Source organism: Burkholderia sp. Se-20378, assembly GCF_017104665.1.
In the GTDB taxonomy this organism is placed as follows: Bacteria; Pseudomonadota; Gammaproteobacteria; order Burkholderiales; family Burkholderiaceae; genus Burkholderia; species Burkholderia lata.
In genome coordinates, this window is record NZ_JAAGPG010000545.1 from 1 (window position 1) to 5,257 (window position 5,257).

4 protein-coding genes and 2 pseudogenes are annotated in these 5,257 nt (G+C 67.9%); all 6 read left to right on the forward strand.

From position 1 onward, the window contains the following. Positions 1–137 (forward strand): annotated as a pseudogene (locus tag G3N93_RS33280) (short-chain dehydrogenase); the annotation flags it as partial. A gap of 79 nt (positions 138–216) precedes the next feature. After that, complete coding sequence (locus tag G3N93_RS33285) at positions 217–621, forward strand: dihydroneopterin aldolase (protein ID WP_043186999.1); 405 nt, start codon at positions 217–219, stop codon at positions 619–621. Next, positions 618–1,613: a tRNA 2-thiocytidine(32) synthetase TtcA gene (gene ttcA / locus G3N93_RS33290; RefSeq protein ID WP_174937597.1), complete on the forward strand. Its 996-nt coding sequence runs from the start codon at positions 618–620 to the stop codon at positions 1,611–1,613. The genes G3N93_RS33285 and ttcA overlap by 4 nt, the downstream gene beginning before the upstream one ends. Positions 1,614–1,748: 135 nt before the next feature. Further along, positions 1,749–3,110 carry a bifunctional UDP-N-acetylglucosamine diphosphorylase/glucosamine-1-phosphate N-acetyltransferase GlmU gene (gene glmU, locus G3N93_RS33295; RefSeq protein ID WP_174937595.1) on the forward strand — a complete coding sequence of 454 codons (1,362 nt, stop codon included), beginning with the start codon at positions 1,749–1,751 and terminating at the stop codon, positions 3,108–3,110. A 55-nt stretch (positions 3,111–3,165) separates the two neighbouring features. Then, entirely contained in the window at positions 3,166–4,983 is a 1,818-nt protein-coding gene (gene glmS, locus G3N93_RS33300) for a glutamine--fructose-6-phosphate transaminase (isomerizing) (RefSeq protein ID WP_174947727.1), read from the forward strand. Positions 4,984–5,012: 29 nt separating this feature from the next. Then, positions 5,013–5,257: pseudogene (locus G3N93_RS33305) on the forward strand (hypothetical protein); the annotation flags it as partial.

A 5,257-nucleotide genomic window follows, 5' to 3' on the forward strand; every position in this document is an offset into this window, starting at 1 on the left:
GTTCTCACGCGCCGAACGCGGACGACATGGCGGCGGCCGCCTGCTATCTCGCGAGTGCGCCGGGCGTCACCGGCGCGACGCTGACCGTCGACGGCGGCGAGCACCTCGTGCCGCCCGCCGCCGGCCCGAATGAATGAACTGCGCGGAAACGCGCGGCCTGACTGCCGCCGCCCGCGCCGCTTTGCGTGTGCGCACGCCAATTTGACTGGGACGACCATGTTTTCCGCTCTCCTGCACCCCCGCCTCGCGGACTGCCGCAGGCTCTACCTGCGCGACTACGAAGTGCACATCAACATCGGTGCCTTCGAACACGAGAAGCGCGGCGAGCAGCGCGTCGTCATCAATGTCGACCTGTTCGTGCCGCTCGCGCTGTCCACCCCCGTCGACGACCGGCTGCATGAAATCGTCGACTACGATCTGATGAAGCAGAGCGTCACGCAATGCCTGGCGCGCGGCCACATCCACCTGCAGGAAACGCTGTGCGACGCGATCGCCGCGCGCCTGCTGGCGCACGATGCCGTGCGCGCGGTACGCGTCTGTACCGAGAAACCGGACGCTTATCCGGACTGCGACGCCGTCGGCGTCGAAGTCTTTCGCATCAAGGACGAGGAGCGCGCATGAACGCCCCCCACATGAATGACACGGCGGCCGATGCCGCCACCCTCGACGCGACCGCCGCCCCGGCCGGCCGCCCGGCGCTGACGCGCCGCGAACAGAAGGACGCGTACGAGAACAACAAGCTGTTCAAGCGGATCGCGCGCCAGGTCGGCCAGGCGATCGGCGACTTCAACATGATCGAGCAAGGCGACAAGGTGATGGTGTGCCTGTCGGGCGGCAAGGACAGCTATGCGATGCTCGACGTGCTGCTGCGCCTGCGCGAGCGCGCGCCGATCGATTTCGACATCGTCGCGGTGAACCTCGACCAGAAGCAGCCGGGCTTCCCCGAGCACGTGCTGCCGGAATACCTGAAGCAGGTCGGCGTGCCGTTCCACATCGAGAACCAGGACACCTACAGCATCGTCAAGCGGCTCGTGCCCGAGGGCAAGACGACCTGCTCGCTGTGCTCGCGGCTGCGCCGCGGGATCCTGTACCGCGTGGCCGGCGAGCTCGGCGCGACCAAGATCGCACTCGGCCACCACCGCGACGACATCGTGCAGACGCTGCTGCTGAACATGTTCTACGGCGGCAAGCTGAAGGGGATGCCGCCGAAGCTGCAGTCGGACGACGGCAAGAACATCGTGATCCGCCCGCTCGCGTACGTGAAGGAAACCGATCTGGAGAAATACGCGGAACTGCGCGAATTCCCGATCATCCCGTGCAACCTGTGCGGCAGCCAGCCGAACCTGAAGCGCGCGGAAATGAAGGCGCTGATCCGCGAATGGGACAAGCGCTTCCCGGGCCGCGTCGAGAACATGTTCAACGCGCTCGCGAAGGTCGTGCCGTCGCACCTGATGGACACGACGCTGTACCCGTTCCAGTCGCTGCGCGCGTCAGGCGTTGCCGATCCGCAGGGCGACATCGCGTTCGACGAGGAACCGTGCGCGTCGGGCGACGACACCGCGGCGCCGGGCGGCGCCCAACCGATCTCGATCGTCCAGTTCGACGACCTGTAAGCAGGGCCCGAACACCCGCCGGAACGGGGCCGCAAGGCCTCTTTCCGGCGCTGTCGCCCCGCCGCGACAGGCCCGGAACGGCGGGGGCCGCATGCTAAAATGGACGGCTTCGAACTCCTCTGACAAGCTGGCGCCATGAATATCGTGATTTTGGCGGCAGGCACCGGCAAGCGCATGCGTTCCGCGCTGCCGAAAGTGCTTCATCCCCTGGCCGGCAGGCCGCTCCTCTCCCACGTCATCGACACCGCGCGCACGCTGCAGCCGTCCCGGCTCGTCGTCGTCGTCGGTCACGGCGCCGAGCAGGTCCAGGCCGCCGTCGCCGCGCCCGACGTCCAGTTCGCGGTGCAGGCGGAGCAGCTCGGCACCGGCCACGCGGTGCGCCAGGCGCTGCCGCTCCTCGATCCCGCGCAACCGACGCTCGTGCTGTACGGCGACGTGCCGCTCACGCGCGCATCGACGCTGCAACGCCTCGTCGACGCCGCCCGCGAGGGCCGCTACGGGATTCTGACGGTCACGCTCGACGATCCGACCGGTTACGGCCGCATCGTGCGCGACGCAGCCGGCTTCGTCACGCGCATCGTCGAACAGAAGGACGCATCGCCCGAACAGCTGAAGATCGCCGAGATCAACACCGGCATCATCGTCACGCCGACGGCCCAGCTGTCGATGTGGCTCGGCGCGCTGAAAAACGAGAACGCGCAGGGCGAGTACTACCTGACCGACGTCGTCGAACTCGCGATCGAGGCCGGTTTCGAGGTCGTCACCGCGCAGCCCGACGAGGAATGGGAAACGCTCGGCGTGAACAGCAAGGCGCAGCTCGCCGAGCTCGAACGCATCCACCAGCGCAACATCGCCGACGCACTGCTCGTCGACGGCGTCACGCTCGCCGATCCCGCGCGCCTCGACGTGCGCGGCACGCTGCGCTGCGGCCGCGACGTGTCGATCGACGTGAACTGCGTGTTCGAAGGCAACGTGACGCTCGCCGACAACGTGACGATCGGCGCGAACTGCGTGATCCGCAACGCGTCGGTCGGCGCAGGCACGCGCATCGACGCGTTCACGCACATCGACGGCGCCGAGCTCGGCGCGCACACCGTGATCGGCCCGTACGCGCGGCTGCGCCCCGGCGCGCAGCTCGCGGACGAAGCGCACGTCGGCAACTTCGTCGAGGTGAAGAACGCGGTGATCGGCCACGGCTCGAAGGCGAACCACCTCACGTACATCGGCGACGCCGACATCGGCGCGCGCGTGAACATCGGCGCGGGCACGATCACCTGCAACTACGACGGCGCGAACAAGTTCCGCACCGTGATCGAGGACGACGTGTTCGTCGGCTCCGACACGCAGCTCGTCGCGCCCGTGCGCGTCGGCCGCGGCGTGACGATCGCCGCCGGCACGACGATCTGGAAAGATGTAGCCGACGGCCTGCTCGCGTTGAACGAGAAGACCCAGACCGCGAAGAGCGGCTACGTCCGCCCGGTCAAGAAGAAAAGCTGAACCTTTTGCGGGCGCCCCGGCGGCGTCCGCATCGACTTACAGGACTCACTCATTCATGTGCGGCATTGTCGGCGCAGTTGCGCAGCGTAATATCGTTCCGGTGCTGATCGAAGGATTGCGGCGCCTCGAATACCGTGGCTACGACTCGTGCGGCGTCGCCGTGCTCGAGCCGGGCGCACCGAAGCGCGCGCGCAGCGTCGCGCGCGTCGCCGATCTCGACGCGCAGGTGCGCGAATCGCACCTCGAAGGCACGACGGGCGTCGCGCATACGCGCTGGGCGACGCACGGCGCGCCCGTCACGCACAACGCGCACCCGATCTTCTCGTCGAACGCGCTCGCGCTCGTCCACAACGGCATCATCGAGAACTTCGAATCGCTGCGCGAAGCGCTGCGCGCGAAGGGCTACGAATTCGTGTCGCAGACCGACACCGAAGTGATCGCCCACCTCGTGCACAGCCTGTATCGCGGCAACCTGTTCGACGCAGTGCGCGAAGCCGTGGGCCAGCTGCACGGCGCGTATGCGATCGCCGTGATCCACAAGGACCAGCCGCACACCGTCGTCGGCGCGCGCCAGGGTTCGCCGCTCGTGGTCGGCCACGGCGACGGCGAGAACTTCCTCGCGTCCGACGCGCTCGCGCTTGCGGGCAGCACCGACCGCTTCACGTTCCTCGAGGAAGGCGACGTGTGCGAGCTGTCGCTCGACGGCGTGAAGATCGTCGACCGCAACGGCGCGCTCGCGCAGCGCGAGATCCGCGTGGTCAGCGCCTACGGCGGCGCGGTCGAACTCGGGCCGTATCGCCACTTCATGCAGAAGGAAATCTTCGAGCAGCCGCGCGCGATCAGCGATACCGTGCCGCAAACGGACGCGTTCGACGCGACGCTGTTCGGCGACGCCGCGCCCGCCGCGTTCGCGGACATCGACAGCCTGCTGATCCTCGCGTGCGGCACGAGCTACTACTCGGGCCTGACCGCGAAGTACTGGCTCGAATCGATCGCGAAGATCCCGACCCAGGTCGAGATCGCGAGCGAATACCGCTATCGCGAATCGGTGCCGAACCCGCGCCAGCTCGTGCTGGTGATCTCGCAATCGGGCGAGACGGCCGATACGCTCGCCGCGCTCAAGCACGCGCAGTCGCTCGGCCATACGCATACGCTCGCGGTCTGCAACGTCGCGACGAGCGCGATGGTGCGCCTCACCGAAATGCAGTTCCTGACGCACGCGGGCACCGAGATCGGCGTCGCGTCGACGAAGGCGTTCACGACGCAGCTCGTCGCGCTGTTCGTGCTGGCGGCCACGCTCGGCAAGCTGCGCGGGCACGTCGATGCCGCGCAGGAAGCCGAATTCCTGAAGCAGCTGCGCCACCTGCCGGCCGCGCTGAACAGCGTGCTCGCGCTGGAGCCGCAGATCATCGCGTGGTCGGAGGAATTCGCGCGCAAGGAAAACGCGCTGTTCCTCGGCCGCGGGCTGCACTACCCGATCGCCCTCGAAGGCGCGCTGAAGCTGAAGGAAATCTCGTACATCCACGCCGAGGCCTATCCGGCCGGCGAACTGAAGCACGGGCCGCTCGCGCTCGTCACGGAAGCGATGCCGGTCGTCACGGTCGCGCCGAACGACACGCTGCTCGAGAAGCTGAAGTCGAACATGCAGGAAGTGCGTGCGCGCGGCGGCGAGCTGTACGTGTTCGCCGATGCCGACACGCAGATCGTCAACGACGACGGCCTGCACGTGATCCGGATGCCGGAGCATTACGGGCAACTGTCGCCGATCCTGCACGTCGTGCCGCTGCAATTGCTCGCGTATCACACCGCGTGCGCGCGCGGCACCGACGTCGACAAGCCGCGGAACCTCGCGAAATCGGTGACGGTGGAGTAAGGCGGGAAGCCGGTCGGCGCTCCCACGACGTGCGCGCCGGCGAGACAGACGGAGAGACAATGGTAAGACTGATTGGATGCGGTGTGCTGGCGTTGACGTTCGCGTCGACGGGCTGGGCCGCCGAGCATTACGTCGAGGTCTGGAACCCGCCCGAGGCGCGGCATCCGGCAGCCCATGCGCCGGACGCCCGTACGCCGGATGCCCGTACGCCGGCCCCGGCCGCGCACACGGGCGCCGACGCGCATGCCGGCAAGAGTGCGGAGAAGCACGCGAA